The sequence below is a fragment of the Halopenitus salinus genome, from assembly GCF_042662125.1.
GTDB lineage: Archaea > Halobacteriota > Halobacteria > Halobacteriales > Haloferacaceae > Halopenitus > Halopenitus salinus.
Genome location: NZ_JBHSXL010000003.1, coordinates 438,540 through 453,146, shown reverse-complemented (window position 1 = coordinate 453,146; position 14,607 = coordinate 438,540). Strand labels below are relative to the sequence as shown.

Here is a 14,607-nt window from a genome sequence, read left to right as displayed (position 1 = left end):
GCCGGCATCGCTTGACGGTCGCGCGGGGAGGACGCCGGACGATCGCTGCTCGCCGCGCGGCGGGTCGTTATCGCACGGGGCGGCTGGGTCGTAATCTGTGATAAACCGTCGGATCGGTCCCCCCTGATCGTAACTTTGGAAGGTTACGCGGACGGGGATCCGACCCCGGTGTTTAAGCGCGCATGGGGACTTCATGCGAACATGAACGAACCGCTCTCGGACGATTTCGGTCGGGAGGTCACCGGCGTCCGGGTCTCGTTGACCGATCGCTGTAACTTCGACTGCGTCTACTGTCACAACGAGGGGCTCGGCGACACGCGCGGGCCGATGGAGCCGAGCGAGAACGAGATGACCGCGGACCAGATCGTCCGGTTTCTCGAGGTCGTCGAGGGCTACGGCGTTCGAAAGGTGAAGTTCACCGGCGGCGAGCCGATGCTCCGGGAGGACCTCGAGGAGATCATCGCTCGAACCCCCGACTCGATGGAGGTCTCGATGACGACGAACGGGACCTTCCTCCCCGGACGCGCCGAGGCCCTCGCGGAGGCGGGCCTCGATCGCGTGAACGTCTCACAGGACGCCCTCGAGCCGGAGGCGTTCGCGGAGATCACGAAATCGGGCGCCTACGACCGGGTGATCGAGGGCGTCGAGGCCGCCCTCGACGCCGGCCTCGCTCCGGTCAAGCTCAACATGGTCGTCTTCGAGCACACCGCCGGTTACGTCGAGGGTATGGTCGAACACGTCGCGCGAAACGACGGTCTCCAGCTACAGCTCATCGAGTACATGCCCGAATTGACCGGGCGACCGGAGTGGAACATCGACATCGAGCGCGTCCACGACTGGCTCGCCGACGTCGCGGACCGGGTCGAACACCGCGAGATGCACGACCGGAAGCGGTACTTCGTCGGCGAGGGTATAGTCGGCGACGACGACGGCGACGCGGCCGATACTGAGGGTCCCGGCGGCATGGTCGAGATCGTCGATCCCGTCGAGAACGAGGAGTTCTGTGCGAACTGCGGGCGGGTGCGCGTCACCCACGAGGGGTACCTCAAGGGCTGTCTGAACCGGAACGACGACCTTCGCTCGATGGGCGAGATGTCCCGCGAGGAGATCGCGGAGACCTTCGAGACGGTGGTGGCGAACCGGGTCCCCTACTACGGCGAGTACCTGATCGAGACGGAGGAGGGCGACTACGAGATCAACGACGAGTACCTGGCGACCCCGTCGGTCGCGGACTGACCCGTCGGTCGTCCGGACGGATCACCTCTCGTCCGGCCGGTTGATCCTTCGTTCCGCCGATTCATCCCTCGTATGCGGCCCAGACGTATCGCGTTCCGTAGCTGCGATACGGTCGCCAGGCCGCTGCGATCTCGCGCATCTCCTCGCGGCTCATCGCCCCGCCATCCGCGTACAGTTCCTCGATCCCACGTCGGACGGCGAGATCCGAAAGCGGCAGGACGTCCTCGCGGCCGAGCACGAAGATGAGGTACATCCGGGCGGTCCACTCGCCGATCCCGCGGATGCGCGTGAGCGCCGCGATCGCCTCCTCGTCGCTCGCGTCCGAGAGACCCGACGCCGTGAGATCACGTTCGTGGAACGCTTCGGCCGCGTTCTGGAGGTACTGGACCTTCGAGTCGCTGAGGCCCGCCTCCCGCAGGCGAGGTTCGTCCGCGGCCAGTACCGAACGCGGCGTCACCTCGCCGTCGAGGAGCGCGAACGTCCGCTCACGGATCGCCTCGGCCGAGGCGGTCGAGAGCTGCTGGTTGATGATCGAGGTACACAGCCGTCGAAACGGGTTCTCGGCCGGCGTCACCGCGAGCGCGCCGTGGCGATCGACGAGTTCCGCGAGAACCGGGTCCTCGCGGAGGACCGACTCGACGTCCGGGGGAAGCGTTTCCGTCGACACGTTCTCCGATCGGAACTCGAGAACGAAACCGGTTTCGCCGCGCGTGGCCCGCCGCGTCGGCCGCGGCTTTCCCCTCGGGTCGACCACCCACGGCGGCGACGATTGAAGGGATTTATTAGGGTCCCCACACTCCCTACGAATGCCCACCAGGGCGCTCGGTTGGTGTAGTCCGGCCAATCATTTCGGCCTTTCGAGCCGATGACCGGGGTTCAAATCCCCGACCGAGCATTTCTCGACTCGACCACGGGACGCGAGCGACGGCGACCATCCGGTCCATCCGGTTCCGTCCTGTCCCGAATCGCTGCAGGTATCGAACGCCTATCGACGATACGATCGAGGAACCGTTCACGGGTTCGACCGAGGAACCGATCGAACGTGTTCTTTTTCGTCCTCGCGTCCGTCCCTCGGGTATCGACCGTGCGCCACCGAACCCTCCTCGCCGCCTGCACGCTCACGGCGGCGATCGCGACCGCCGGAAGCCTGTACTTCAGCGAGGCCTTGGGACTCGTCCCGTGCGTGCTGTGTTGGTACCAGCGAATCCTGATGTACCCGCTCGTCGTGGTCCTCGGCGTCGCCACGCTCGAGGGACGAGTCGGCGTCTGGCGGACCGCACTCCCGATGTCGACGCTCGGGACCGTCGTCGCCGCCTATCACGTTGTCCTCCAGCGCTCCTCCGGGCTCTCCTGTGGGATCGACGGGTCGTGCGGGGCGATCCTCTGGCACGGGCTCGGCGTGTTCACGATCCCGCGGCTGTCGCTTCTGGCGTTTCTCCTCGTCACCCTCGGCGTCGGCCTTCTGGCGCTTTGCGACCGCGGGATCGCCGATCCGCTCACCCTCTGCTCCTCTGAGCGGCGGTGAACGCGATTCCGGGTTGACGTGGTCCTGGGTCGACGTGATTCCGGGCGGCGTGACCGACGGATCGAGAGCGCGCCCCTTTCAAGCGATCGCGTCCAACGGAGGGTATGAGTCTCCCCGAACTGCCGGACGGCTGGCGCGTCTGGAACGAGGAGCCCGAGGGTCGGGTCATCCTCGTTTTCCGTCCCGACGTGTTCTCCGGCGACGCCCTTCCCGCGGAGTGTCTGCCGACGATCTACGTGACCAACGGGTCCCGTCGCCGTCGCCCCGGCGCCGGCCAGTACCGCACCGGGGAGTGGCACGTCGTGTTGTTCCTCGAACCCGAGATCGAGGCGCTCGCCGAGACGTACGGGGAACGCGAGACGGCGCTCGAGTCGGCGGCGGACGTCGCACGCCGGTTTTCGGACGGCGCGATCGACTATCGGGACCCATACCAACGGCCACGAGAGCGCTATTTCGAGGAACTCGACCGACTCGTCGGCGAGTGATTCGGGATCGAAACGACGAGTCGGCTCCGTGACCCTTCGTTCGTCACTCCAGGACGATCAGTACGTCACCCATGTCCACGCTGTCGCCCTCGGCGACGTGGACTCCGGCGACGGTGCCGCCGCGTTCGGCGACCACGTCGTTTTCCATCTTCATCGCCTCCAGCACGCAGACGACGTCGCCGGCGCCGACCTCGTCGCCCTCGGACACCTCGACGGAGAGGATCGTCCCCTGCATCTCCGCGTCGATGGACTCGCCGCCCTCGGCCACCTCGACGCCGTCGTCGCCCGACTCCTCGTCGGAATCGGACGGCGCGGACGGACGCGAGGACCGATCGGTTGAGCCGGCGGTCTCCGGGACCTGGATGGCAGGTGCGCCGTGTTCCTCCAACGAGACGTCGAAGCGCTTGCCGTTCACCTCCACGGTGAACTCGCGCTCTCCGGCCTCCTCGTCGGAGTCGTCGTCCCCCTCCGCCGTCGGGGCCGAGTCGTCCGCGTCCGGTCCCCATCGGCGCTGCGCGTCCGCGATCCGGTCGGGATCGAGCTCCTCGTCGAGGTACTTGGTCGTGTGGGTACCCTCGAGGAACCGGTCGTCCTCGAGCATCAGCCGGTGGAACGGGACGATGGTGGTCACGCCCTCGATGTCGTACTCGGCGAGCGCGCGCCTGGAGCGAGCGAGACACTCCTCGCGGTCGCCCCCCCAGACGATCAGCTTCGCGATCATCGAGTCGTAGTCCGTCACCAGCTCGTCGCCTTCACGGAGCGCGTCGTCGAGCCGGACGCCGATCCCGCCGGGCGGGTCGTAGGTCTCGAGGGTTCCGTCGCTCGCGGGCTGGAAGTCCTCGGCGGCGTTCTCCGCGTTGATCCGGAACTCGATCGCGTGGCCGTCGAGGTCGACGTCCTCCTGGGAGACGGACAGCTCCTCGCCGGCTCCGACCCGCAGCTGTTCCTTGACGATGTCGAGTCCCGTGAGCTCCTCGGTCACGGTGTGTTCGACCTGGATTCGGGTGTTGACCTCGAGGAAGTAGAAGTTCGTCTCCGGGCCGAGCGGTTCGTCGCGATCGCGGTCGGGATCCTCCTCGACGAGGAACTCGACGGTCCCGGCGTTGTAGTAGCCCGTCGCCGCGACGCCGCGGCGTGCCGCCTCCCCGATCCGCTCGCGAAGCTCCGTTGAGAGCGCCGGGGAGGGACCCTCCTCGATCACCTTCTGGTGGCGCCGCTGGAGCGAGCAGTCCCGTTCGCCGAGGTGGACCACGTTCCCGTGGCGGTCCGCGACGATCTGGACTTCGACGTGGCGCGGCGTCTCCAGGTACCGCTCCAGGTAGACGGAGTCGTTCGAGAAGTAGGCCTCGCCCTCACGTTTCGCCGACTCCAGCTTCGAGGCGGCCTCATCGGGCCCCTGAAGCACCTTCATTCCGCGGCCGCCGCCGCCGCCCTCGGCCTTGATGGCGATCGGATAGCCGTGTTCCTCGCCGAACTCGTGGATCGCCTCGACGTCCTCGACCGGCTCGGTCGTCCCCGGAACGATGGGAACGTCCGCCTCCCGCATCGACTGGCGGGCCTTCGTCTTCTCGCCGAGACGCTCCATGGCCTCGCTGGCCGGGCCGATCCACGTGATCCCCTCCTCGCGTTCGACCCGGTCGGCGAAGCTCGCGTTCTCGGCCAAAAAGCCGTATCCCGGGTGGATCGCGTCGGCGTCGGCCCGTCGTGCCGCGTCGACGATCGCCTCCTGGTCGAGGTAGGAGTCGGCCGCGCGGGCGGGACCGACGTTGTACGCCGAGTCGGCGTACCGCACGTGGCCGGCGTGCTTGTCGGCGTCGCTGTACACCGCGACCGTCTCGATCCCCAACTCCTCGCACGCGCGCATCACGCGGACCGCGATCTCGCCGCGGTTTGCCACAAGGACCGTATCGAACATTCCTGTGGGTGGTTTCCGCAAGCGGGTACCTGACTCTATCGGTTCTTCGTGGTATCGCGGGTCGTCGATCGTCGAACTCGCTCCCGCTCTCGATCCGAGCTGTGTCCCGCTCTCGATCCGAGCTGTGTCCCGCTCTCGATCCGAGCTGTGTCCCGCTCTCGATCCGAGCTGTGTCCCGCTCGACCGAGATCCTCACTCGGTCTCGGAGTCCGGGTCGACGACGTCGCCGGCGTCGGTGCGCTTTGCGTATACGTAGACCACGACCGCGGTCAGAAACCAGACGGGCGCGCCGACGCGAACGGCAAAGAGCACGCGTTCGCCCCACGTCTCCAGGGCGACCTGCGTCGACAACAACGCCACGATCGGGGCGCCGACGAGGATCGTGGCGACGAACGTGGTCTGCATCACCCACCCGTAGTCGACGCCCTCGACCTCGGTTCGTTCGACGGGTTGCACGCGAGCGACTTGGATCCCGGACCGTATCAATCCGCGGGGTTCTCCTCAGTCCGAGCTCAGCTGTCCGGCTTCGATCGGATCTCCCGCGGATGAACGGAGACGCTCGATCTCGTCCTCCGAGAGGTCGACGTACTGCATCAGGATGCCGACCTCCTGGGTGGTGAGCGCGCTCGGGTTCTCCGACAGCTTCCGTCGGAGTCTGTCGCGATCCATGATCGCGGTCGGCCGGTGGAACTCCAGGTTGCACTCGACGTAGTCCACCGCCGTCCGATCCAGCTCCTGTTCGACCATGTTGACCGACGTGCCCACGAGCTCCTCGAACTCGCGTTGACCCAAGGCGAGATACAGGATGGCGACGACGCCACGCATCCCGTCGCGGAGTTCGACGTCCGGATCCTCAAGCGCCTTGCGGACCTCCGTGGATGACCAGTACGGATAGAGGTGTCCGAACTCCCGGAACGCGTCCGTGATACGGTCCCTGATCCGTTGGCGGTACTTTCGGTCCCGATCGCCGTTGACTTCACGATCGCTTACGAGGTGCTCCCACAGGGTCTCGGTCAGCAGCCGTTTCGTTCGGGGGCCGCTCGTCATGGCGATCGTGGCGGGCGTCCCCTGTCGGAACGTCCGTCGGCGATGGGCTCACGCTCGAGCGCACACACGATCGCCACCGGGCCTCCGGAGATCCGCAGCGCCGGTTCCCCGGTACCGTGAGGGTTCGATTCGACCGTCGAGACGGATCGTTTCGAGGTCATCGACCGCCGGCTCCCGTTTCATGTCTCCCGCGATCGCCTCCCGAGGCGATCCCCCGTTCGTCGCCGAGCCACCTTCGAGACACCATGGATCCACGTATCCCTCCTCACCTCCAAAAGTCCCACAACCGTTTTCCGAGGCGGAAAATCGGGATCCGAACCCGGTATGGATTCACCCATGGCGTCCTCGGAGCGCGAGGCGTTCCGAAAACAGTTAAATCCGGGCAACCCGTGATCGAACTCACAACATGTGAGACCCGACGACTCTCACTCCATTTTCGACGTCTTCGGCGACGACTACACCCGTGAGATACTGGCTCTCGTCCACTCCGAGCCGATGACGGCCAAGGCCATCGCCGATCGCTGCAACAGTTCCCTTCCGACGGTCTATCGACGCCTCACCGTGCTACAGGACCTCGATCTCGTCACGCCGAGCATCCGATTCGACGAGGAGAAAAACAGACGGAACGTCTACGAGAGCAATCTACAGAGCGTGACGTTCGAACTCGAGGATGGCCACATCGAGGTGGACGTGACCTACAAGCGGGACATGAGCGACAAGTTCGAGGAGTTCTGGAGGGAGCTGCAGTGACCGGAGCGGCGAAAAGATACATACCGACCGCGCGAATACCTTTCCGGAGGTGAGTTCCATGGTCGCGCCGATCGTGTTCTGGTCGTTCATCGCGCTTAAGGGGTTACTCCTACTCGCCGGCGGAGGGTTGACCGTCATCAGCTACCGGACGTCGCGGCGCAACGAGAACGCGTCGTTCAGGTTCGCCACGTACGCGTTCCTGCTTTTCACCGCTGGAGTGCTGCTGGAGGGGATTTACGCCCTGTACGACCTTCAGGTCCACGGCGCGTACGAACTCGTCGGCGCCGAACTCCTCGCGATCAACAGCGCGGAAAGCGTCCTCATCCTCGCCGGGTTCGGCCTGTTTTTCTACTCGATCTACTCGCTTTGATCCGCGTCGATCGAGGCTGCAAGACTTAAAACGTCGACCGCGGAATCCTCGTGTATGACGACCACACGCGATCTCCGGAGAAAGGCCGGGGAGGAGCCGATCACGATGTTGACCGCCTACGACGCGCCGACGGCGGCGATCGTCGACGAGGTCGGCATCGACGTGATCCTGGTCGGAGACAGCATGGGGAACGCGGTGATGGGCTACGACTCGACGGTCCCGGTGACGATGGAGGACGTCGCGAGCAGGACGGGATCCGTCGTCCGCGCCACCGAGGACGCGCTCGTGGTCGCCGATCTCCCGTTTCTCTCCTTCGGCGTCGAGCAGTCGGAGTCGATCCACAACGCCGGACGGCTCCTCAAGGAGGAGGGCGCCGACGCCGTCAAGATCGAAAGCGGCCCCCACACCGTCGCCTTGACCGAGGCACTCTCGGACGTGGGAATCCCCGTGATGGCCCACATCGGATTGACGCCCCAACACGTCAACGAGATCGGCGGGTACCACCGCCAGGGGACCGAACGGGACGCCGCCGCGGAGACGCTCGAGATCGCGGCGGCCCACGAGGACGCCGGCGCCTTCGCCGTCGTGATCGAACACGTCCCCGCCAACCTCGCCGCGGCGATCACGGACCGGCTCGAGATCCCCACGATCGGGATCGGCGCCGGCCCGGACTGTGACGGACAGGTGCTCGTCAGCACGGACGTATTCGGCCTCTCCGACTGGTCGCCGCCGTTCGCCGAGCGGTTCGGCGACGTTCGCGGCGAGATGCGACGGGCGGCCGAATCCTACCGGGAGGCCGTCGAGAACGGGGAGTTCCCCGGTCCCGAACACGCCTCGATCGAGGAGGACCTGGAGGGCTTCGACGATCGCGAGTGATCCCGGCTGACTGGTGACACTCCGATCGGCTCGCCCTGGAACGTCATCCGACCTCGCTTTCGAGGAGTTCGTCGAGACGCTCGACGCGGTGGTCGCCGAGCACGCATCGCCCCCGCTCGCGGTGGCCGAGGCGTTCGACGTGGACCGCATCGAGCCCAGCGTTCCAGGCGGCGCCCACGTCGGCCTCGCCGTCGCCGGCGTAATACCCCCGGTGTGTGGTCGGGTCGACGTCGAGTTCCGCCATCGCCGTCCGAAGCGGGTCGGGATCCGGCTTCCACCCCGTGTCCGCATCGCAGCAGACGACCGCGTCGAAGTGGTCGCGAAGGTCGAGCCGGTCGAGGATCGGCTCGGTCAGAAACGACTGACAGTGCGTGATGAGCCCCGTCGGCCCCTCGATGTTGGCGAGCACGCGCTCGGCGTCGGGGTGGAGGTAGGTCGCCTCGGCGCGCGCGGTGGGGTCCTCCGCGGCGTGGAAGGCCGGCCAGAACTCGTCGGGATCGATCCCCCAGGTCCGTAGCGTCTCGTTTCGCGACCCGGCCAGTCCGTGCCAGAGGATCCGGACGCGATCGTCCGAGAACGCGTGGCCCATCCGATCCTCGACCCGGTCGAAGACCTCGCGCGTGTACGCCCACTCGGCGTCGACCAGCGTCCCGTCGAGGTCGAACAGGTGAACGTCGTACGCGCTATCGAGCATGTCCGAACGTACGGACCCGACGAAGATGGCCCTTGTGGTCGTCGAGGCGTCCGTTCCCCGGCCCGCCGTCGCGACGCGAGCAGGACCTCAGCGATCGCTGCCTCGACCAAGCAGGCGGTCGGCGAGACTGCCGAGCGACTTCATCGTCACGTTCACGTAGAGTCCGACGAGGAACGCGACCCCGGCGGTAAACCGGGCCGTCTCGGGCTGTCCGGGGGCGAGCAGAGCGGTCGAGAGGAGATACACCCCGGCGCCGAGGACCCACGCGACCGGGATCCGAAGCGCAAGCTCGACGAGGCGGTCCATGTCGTCCGTCTCGTCGTACGACTCGATGCCGGACATGAGCTTCGTGAAGATGTACCCCAACGCGCCCATCGACGCGTACAGATAGACGTACGCCGGAACGCTCACCCCGTCGCTCGATCCGCCGTCGGCGTCGACCAGACCGAACCCAAACGCGCCCGTGGAAACGACGACGCCGACGATCGACAACGCCGTGAACAGCGTGATGAGAAGCCAGTTCTTCCGCGCCCACGTGGTCGTAGGAGCCGTGGCGGACGCGTCGTGGCTCGTGGATCGACTCATGAACTCACCCCTGGACGGGCTCTCCGAAACTGTAGATCAACCAACACTCCGAAACCGTATAATACTACTCCCCGCCCCACCGATCTCCGTTCGGATCTCTCGTGGCCGGATACACCGATGCCGCTCGGCTGATCGACGGCGACACGCTTCGAGCGGTGCGCCTCGCGATCGGCGGCGATCTGGGGTCGTTTTCGCCACCCCCGGATCCCGATCCGGCGCTCGTCGACGTCGTCGATCGGCCCTTCGAGTCGGTGGAGGACGCCGCGGATCGCCTGTCGCGACTCGAGTCCCGGTTGCGCGAGCGGGGTGATCGACGCGCCGTGTTCTTGACCATCTACGCGCGGATGACCCGCGAGGTCCACGACGGGATCGAGGGCGGCATCTTCAGGGACCCGACCTGGATGCGACGGTACGTGATCGCGTTCGCGAACCACTACCGGCGGGCGTTTCTCGCGTTCGAACGCGGGGAACTCGAGCGGGTTCCGGACCCCTGGCGTATCGCGTTCGCCACCGCCGTTCGTGGCGACGCCCTCGTCGTACAGGACGCAGTTCTCGGCGTGAACGCCCACATCAACTACGACCTCGCGCTCGCGATCGACGAGATCGGCATGGACCCGAATCGAGCTGACAAACACGCCGATCACCGGGCCATCAACGGGATCTTGGCCCGTCTCGTCGACGTCCAACAGGACGCGCTCGCCGAGATCTACGCGGCCGGAATCGACGACGTCGACGCGGCGTTCGGCCGTCTCGACGAGGCGTTCACCCTGCTCTCGATGACCGAGGGCCGCGAGCAGGCGTGGCGGATCGCGACCGTGTTGACCGACGTCCACGTTCCGCCGATCGCGTCCTACGCGAGGTGGGTGCTGTGGGCCACCGCCACCGGCGGCGCGTTCTTCGCTCTCGGTCCCCGGCTCGATCCCACGCTTCGACGGACGCTTCACGCGGTCGAATCCGAGGGAACCGATCTGGACACGGCCGTCGAGTTGATCCGAACGCGACTCGAGGAGTCCGCGGCCACGTCCGACGCCCCACGCCGGTGACTCTCGCCATGGCGCGCGTGACTCTTCGGCCCGTTCCGACGTGTGAGGGTCCGATCGGAGCATCCGTCGTCCGCCCCACGGACACCGTCTGTTCTAAATAGTCTATATAGACATACATTGACGTTCGTAACCTATTCGACGGAGCGCGTCGTACGTCCCGGCATGACTGCGAGGAACGGATCGCTCGGGAGTGAGCCGCCGTGACCCAGACGGGTATCGAGGGCGCGCTGGTGGCGGAGCTCGACGGGCCGGTGACGCGGCTCGTCGTCGCGACCGCGCTCGGGCTGTTCCTCGGCCTCGAGCGCGAGTGGTCCCAGAAGACGGCGGGGATCCGTACGTTCGCGCTGATCAGCCTGCTCGGATCGGTGTTCGTGCTCCTCGATAGCGACCTGCTCCTCCTCGTCGGCGGCACGTTGATCGTCGCCCACGCGGTCCTGCTCGCGGTTCGCGGGCTGCTCGCCGAGGCGTACGACGGGCTCTCGTTGACGACGTCGATGTCCATGCTCGTCGCCTACAGCATCGGAGCGCTCGTCGGCGTCGGACGCTACATCGAGGCGGTGACGGTCGCCGTGTTGTCCTCGCTGCTCTTGGTGTTGAAACGCGAACTCCACGAGTTCGCCTGGGGGCTCTCGAAGGAGGAGGTCCGGTCGGCCACCGAGTTCGCGATCCTCGCGTTCGTGGTCTACCCGCTTTTGCCCGACGAGACGATGGGTCCCTGGAACGCCATCCAGCCGCGGGTCATCTGGCTCCTCGTGATCGCGATAAGCGCCATCGGCTTCGTCAACTACGTGCTCGTCAGACGCTACGAGGGCCGGGGACTCGCGGTCACCGGGTTCTTCGGCGGGCTCGTCAACTCGACCGCAGTCATCGCGGAGATGGCGAAACGTGCGGAATCGGATCCGGGGTTGCGGGACCTCGCCGTCGGCGCCATCCTCCTCGCCAACGCCGCGATGGCCCTGCGTAACGCCGTCGTGGTGGCGGCGTTCATTCCGGCCGAGGCGCTCGCTGTCGGCATCCCCCTCGGCGGAATCGCGGTCGCCGGCGTGGTCTCCTCGATGACGACGAGCGACTGGCACGCCGACGTCCGGACGGACCTCACCTCGCCGTTCAGCCTGCGGAACGCGCTCACCTTCGGGGCGCTGTTCCTCGTCGTGCTGCTCGCCTCCGCCGGGGCTCAAGAGACGTTCGGCGCCAGCGGGTTCGTTCTCACGACGTTCCTGGCGGGGCTCGTCTCCTCGGGCACCGCCGTGACGACCGCGGTCACGCTCGCGAGCACCGGACAGATCACTGCCACGACCGCCGTCTGGGGCGTCATCGCTGGAACGGCGGCGTCGATCCTCGTGAAGGTCGTCTTCGCCGCCACGATCGCCCGCGAACTGGTCCGGCCCGTTCTGGCCTACAGCCTCGTGTTGATCGCCGTCGGCGTCGGCCTCGGGGCCGCATCGCTACTCATCGTGTGAACCGTTCACTGACGCCGCGTCCACGAAGAGAACCGCGATCCCGAAGAGTGCAGATGTTCGTTAACCGTTTCCGAACATCTGGCGCATCATAGATCAAAAGGAACCACAACGGGGTCCCAAACCGATCCACCACACAGTAGTTCAGAATGCTGTGTTGAATAGCGGTGCTTGCGTGGACAGTCAGAGTTTGAGTCAGCTTGTGGGCCAGTGACGCGAGTGATTTCAAATACGGTGTTACCGCACCGCGGGCCAGAGGTCGCTATTCAACACACCTATGGAAACGCTGCTAGCCGACCAAACCACGTCTAGCGACAAAATGATTACGTCGTCCGGGGATCTGTTCCTTTCAGAGCCGGCAGGCGGTCGAAACGTGTCTGCGGTGCGGTCGCCGTCTAGCGATAGCAGATGCTAAAGAAAGGCTCCGACCGACCGCTGAGGGCCGCTAGTTTGGCGGCTCTCAGCTCTCTCGTCTGTCTGCCCGGCCAATGGCCATCATCGTTCGGAGAGGCGATCGTGTGACTCGGGACGCCAGCACGTGAAGCAGAGATTCACCTATTCGGCTCTGTTGAAATCCTTACCAACCTACTTGTTTATCAGAAAAAGACAATAGATTACCATTTATACAGTTGGCCTGGGTCGGGCGGGAATTCGCTAAGTTCGAGGTTGCGTGGGTACGGGTCGGAAAGGATTTCGGCTGGCTCACGAATCTCGCCACTGGTCAAATCGTATGATGCGAAGACACCGATATAGCTACCTTCGCGGTATCGTTTGATGTTGTGGTTTGAGAGTGCGCGGTGTATTCGGGGTTCTGCATCCGATGGCAGGTTATCGAGGTGTCGGCGGAGACCGTAGACAACTAACTCGCTGTCGTCTGAATTCCGTGCGCGAACGTGGAAGCGAACGCGATTGTCCTTCGTGTCGATCTCGATGATTTCCATGCCAGAATATGCGAAGCCCCAGAATCTTAGAAACTTGGGCTCTGTTGAGATACTCAGGAAATGATATATTCTGACCGGATGTGGTCAGTACAGATGATTAATTAAGTGCCTCGAATAAAAAGAATGAGATATGCCAGAAGGAAATCCTTCTACACTTTTTGAAAAGAAACGTGAGGGACGCCCACCAATAGATATTCTCGGTCTTGCAGCCGGATTAGCGGTGTTCGCAGCCCTCTCATTCTTGTTTGCGGCATTGTCCCAGTTATCGGGGCCAGTTGTTGAAACTGGGATCAGTCCTCAAACAGTCGCTGCTCTCCGATGGAGTGCGATAGGAATTGTACTTGGCGTACTGGCGGTCTTTGTATATCAAGGAAGGCTCATCGGCTGGTATGGAACACTCGTAGCGGCGGTGGTTGGTGTGATTCAGGCTGTGAGGATAGATATTCCATTAATGATATTGATTATCTACCTAACACTTCCGTTGATCGTGCTCACTCTCCTGTTGGTACGTCGTGACACATTTTTGCGTCGTTAGATACGCACCTTTCAGTGACCAGTTGTTTCAGACAAGAACTTATCTGAAGAAGAGGATTTCAACAGAACCACCTATTCGGGCTTTCCCGGATGCCGCGTCCCGCGGCATCCGGGCTGTAGCATCCATGACTCGGGTTTTTTCGCACACGGACCAGTCAACAGAACGTGCTCGATGGCACGTGAAATCCGTCGGTTTCTTGCGCCCTATATCTTGTTTCACTCTCCTAGGGTAGCAGAGTTTCCATCGAGTCAACAGAGCCAACAATTCATATCGGAGATTCACACTCGGGGCACCTCTCTCCCCCCTTCAGTAGATAGTCACTCGTCGTCGATGAGTTTCGTCTGCGCCGTTTTTTCGTGAATATGATCGGTTGTAAACACAGCTCCCTGCTGATTGAGTGTATTGAGTACAGTATCGTTGACATCACCAAATGCAAACACATGGGACGCGAACGGAGCCGAGTTGGGATCTTCCCCGAATGAGAGACGATGATCAATCATCCCGATGGCGGATGCCTCTGCGAGCGCCGTGTGCCACCAATCAGTGGACGTATCTCCCTTACACAAATACAGAATCGTATCAACATCGTCGCGGTACAGTTCGGAGACGACCTTATCAGTCCACTCCTTCATTCCCGAGTACGGTGGATTAACCCACACTGTGCCGAACCATGGCTGTACGAGTCCGTCGTCGGCCTCAGTGTACACAGACTCTGCAATCGGGCTTTCTTCCGCACCTGCAGCCGCATCGAGGTCGAAACCGCCGACCGCCTCTGCAAGCGGTCGCAGAAAATCTGGCGGTGTCGCCCACTCATCCGTTTCGGATGATGTGAATAAACTCATATCATTGGTCGGGTTCCCGCCGTCTGTCATCAATCGCATCTTTTGCCCATTATATCTAGCATGAGTTGTACCGACATCGTTGTTTCTCTCATCGTGGGGGGAAGCAGAGGAGATCTTTTTTGACATATATGGTAGTTGTGTATGTACTATCATTTCTTTTGCGACGGTTATCGACAAGGACGAGACGTGAACATATATTTGCTAGTGATGGCATCGAAATCGTAACAACCGTGACTGCGAAGCTCGACGTTGGGACTCTCACGCACACCCACGACTTACTCATTACTAAACATCATCTGTTTCGAT

General features: G+C 63.8%; 16 protein-coding genes and 1 tRNA gene. 10 read left to right on the top strand and 7 right to left on the bottom strand.

The window, feature by feature from the left end:
* Nucleotides 1–201: 201 nt before the first annotated feature.
* On the top strand, nucleotides 202–1,236 hold the full coding sequence (moaA, locus tag ACFQE9_RS05090; RefSeq protein ID WP_379741271.1) for a GTP 3',8-cyclase MoaA: 1,035 nt from the start codon (nucleotides 202–204) through the stop codon (nucleotides 1,234–1,236).
* Nucleotides 1,237–1,297: 61 nt separating this feature from the next.
* Here the strand turns inward: moaA and ACFQE9_RS05085 are convergent, their stop codons facing one another.
* Nucleotides 1,298–1,903: a DNA-3-methyladenine glycosylase family protein gene (locus ACFQE9_RS05085; protein ID WP_379741268.1), complete on the bottom strand. Its 606-nt coding sequence runs from the start codon at nucleotides 1,901–1,903 to the stop codon at nucleotides 1,298–1,300.
* A gap of 153 nt (nucleotides 1,904–2,056) precedes the next feature.
* Between ACFQE9_RS05085 and ACFQE9_RS05080 the strand changes: the two genes are divergently transcribed.
* The 3 genes from ACFQE9_RS05080 (at nucleotide 2,057) to ACFQE9_RS05070 (ending at nucleotide 3,246) form a co-directional block, all read left to right on the top strand.
* Nucleotides 2,057–2,131, top strand: a tRNA-Glu gene (locus ACFQE9_RS05080).
* A 189-nt stretch (nucleotides 2,132–2,320) separates the two neighbouring features.
* A complete protein-coding gene (locus ACFQE9_RS05075; RefSeq protein WP_379741265.1) occupies nucleotides 2,321–2,761 on the top strand; it encodes a disulfide bond formation protein B in 441 nt (146 codons plus the stop codon).
* Nucleotides 2,762–2,865: 104 nt separating this feature from the next.
* A complete protein-coding gene (locus ACFQE9_RS05070) occupies nucleotides 2,866–3,246 on the top strand; it encodes a DUF5820 family protein (RefSeq protein ID WP_379741262.1) in 381 nt (126 codons plus the stop codon).
* 43 nt (nucleotides 3,247–3,289) lie between these two features.
* On the opposite strand, the gene ACFQE9_RS05065 is transcribed toward ACFQE9_RS05070, so the two are convergent.
* From ACFQE9_RS05065 to ACFQE9_RS05055, 3 genes are all read right to left on the bottom strand, one after another.
* Nucleotides 3,290–5,161 (bottom strand): acetyl-CoA carboxylase biotin carboxylase subunit, encoded by a 1,872-nt coding sequence (locus ACFQE9_RS05065; RefSeq protein WP_379741259.1) that lies wholly within the window; start codon nucleotides 5,159–5,161, stop codon nucleotides 3,290–3,292.
* Nucleotides 5,162–5,353: 192 nt separating this feature from the next.
* The gene (locus ACFQE9_RS05060; RefSeq protein WP_379741256.1) at nucleotides 5,354–5,617 is read right to left on the bottom strand and encodes a DUF5822 domain-containing protein; all 264 of its coding nucleotides are present in this window, start codon (nucleotides 5,615–5,617) and stop codon (nucleotides 5,354–5,356) included.
* 45 nt (nucleotides 5,618–5,662) lie between these two features.
* Nucleotides 5,663–6,208 (bottom strand): hypothetical protein, encoded by a 546-nt coding sequence (locus ACFQE9_RS05055; RefSeq protein ID WP_379741253.1) that lies wholly within the window; start codon nucleotides 6,206–6,208, stop codon nucleotides 5,663–5,665.
* 408 nt (nucleotides 6,209–6,616) lie between these two features.
* Between ACFQE9_RS05055 and ACFQE9_RS05050 the strand changes: the two genes are divergently transcribed.
* Genes ACFQE9_RS05050 through panB form a run of 3 tightly spaced genes read left to right on the top strand, consistent with a single transcriptional unit; the run spans nucleotide 6,617 to nucleotide 8,204 of the window.
* Nucleotides 6,617–6,958: a winged helix-turn-helix domain-containing protein gene (locus tag ACFQE9_RS05050; RefSeq protein ID WP_379741251.1), complete on the top strand. Its 342-nt coding sequence runs from the start codon at nucleotides 6,617–6,619 to the stop codon at nucleotides 6,956–6,958.
* 58 nt (nucleotides 6,959–7,016) lie between these two features.
* Nucleotides 7,017–7,328: a DUF7521 family protein gene (locus tag ACFQE9_RS05045; RefSeq protein ID WP_379741248.1), complete on the top strand. Its 312-nt coding sequence runs from the start codon at nucleotides 7,017–7,019 to the stop codon at nucleotides 7,326–7,328.
* Between the two features lie 54 nt (nucleotides 7,329–7,382).
* Nucleotides 7,383–8,204 carry a 3-methyl-2-oxobutanoate hydroxymethyltransferase gene (gene panB, locus ACFQE9_RS05040; RefSeq protein ID WP_379741245.1) on the top strand — a complete coding sequence of 274 codons (822 nt, stop codon included), beginning with the start codon at nucleotides 7,383–7,385 and terminating at the stop codon, nucleotides 8,202–8,204.
* 43 nt (nucleotides 8,205–8,247) lie between these two features.
* Here panB and ACFQE9_RS05035 read toward each other — a convergent pair whose 3' ends face one another.
* Both ACFQE9_RS05035 and ACFQE9_RS05030 read right to left on the bottom strand, forming a co-directional pair.
* A complete protein-coding gene (locus ACFQE9_RS05035) occupies nucleotides 8,248–8,898 on the bottom strand; it encodes an HAD family hydrolase (protein ID WP_379741242.1) in 651 nt (216 codons plus the stop codon).
* Nucleotides 8,899–8,985: 87 nt separating this feature from the next.
* Entirely contained in the window at nucleotides 8,986–9,483 is a 498-nt protein-coding gene (locus tag ACFQE9_RS05030) for a hypothetical protein (protein ID WP_379741239.1), read from the bottom strand.
* 101 nt (nucleotides 9,484–9,584) lie between these two features.
* Between ACFQE9_RS05030 and ACFQE9_RS05025 the strand changes: the two genes are divergently transcribed.
* The 3 genes from ACFQE9_RS05025 to ACFQE9_RS05015 all read left to right on the top strand — a co-directional run bounded on the left by ACFQE9_RS05025 (nucleotide 9,585) and on the right by ACFQE9_RS05015 (nucleotide 13,459).
* Complete coding sequence (locus tag ACFQE9_RS05025; protein WP_379741236.1) at nucleotides 9,585–10,526, top strand: DUF5995 family protein; 942 nt, start codon at nucleotides 9,585–9,587, stop codon at nucleotides 10,524–10,526.
* A 200-nt stretch (nucleotides 10,527–10,726) separates the two neighbouring features.
* Nucleotides 10,727–11,986 carry an MgtC/SapB family protein gene (locus ACFQE9_RS05020; protein ID WP_379741233.1) on the top strand — a complete coding sequence of 420 codons (1,260 nt, stop codon included), beginning with the start codon at nucleotides 10,727–10,729 and terminating at the stop codon, nucleotides 11,984–11,986.
* 1,068 nt (nucleotides 11,987–13,054) lie between these two features.
* Entirely contained in the window at nucleotides 13,055–13,459 is a 405-nt protein-coding gene (locus tag ACFQE9_RS05015; RefSeq protein WP_379741230.1) for a hypothetical protein, read from the top strand.
* A 317-nt stretch (nucleotides 13,460–13,776) separates the two neighbouring features.
* On the opposite strand, the gene ACFQE9_RS05010 is transcribed toward ACFQE9_RS05015, so the two are convergent.
* Entirely contained in the window at nucleotides 13,777–14,427 is a 651-nt protein-coding gene (locus tag ACFQE9_RS05010; RefSeq protein WP_379741227.1) for a DNA N-6-adenine-methyltransferase, read from the bottom strand.
* Nucleotides 14,428–14,607: the final 180 nt, after the last annotated feature.